General features: G+C 42.3%; 1 protein-coding gene. It reads left to right on the top strand.

Annotated features, from left to right (window positions below; all coding sequences use genetic code 11):
• On the top strand, positions 1 to 362 hold a 362-nt coding region (locus E0D98_RS26080; RefSeq protein ID WP_131891570.1), incomplete at both ends, for a pertactin-like passenger domain-containing protein.

The raw sequence follows: 362 nt of genomic DNA on the forward strand, positions 1-362 counted from the left end.
TGCCACTATGAACAACACCTGGTGGCAACTAACCGGAGATTCTGCGCTGAAAACACTGAAAAGTACAAACAGCATGGTCTATTTCACTGACAGCGCAAACAATAAGAAATTCCATACGCTGACGGTCAATGAGCTGGCAACCAGCAACAGTGCCTATGCGATGCGTACAAACCTTTCTGAATCAGACAAACTGGAGGTCAAAAAACACCTGTCTGGTGAGAACAATATTTTACTCGTTGATTTCCTTCAGAAACCAACGCCTGAAAAACAACTGAATATTGAACTGGTAAGCGCGCCAAAAGACACCAATAAAAATGTCTTTAAAGCCAGTAAACAAACCATTGGTTTCAGTGATGTAACGC

Origin of the sequence: Escherichia sp. KCJ4928 (assembly GCF_004352695.1) — a bacterium.
GTDB lineage: Bacteria > Pseudomonadota > Gammaproteobacteria > Enterobacterales > Enterobacteriaceae > ECMA0423.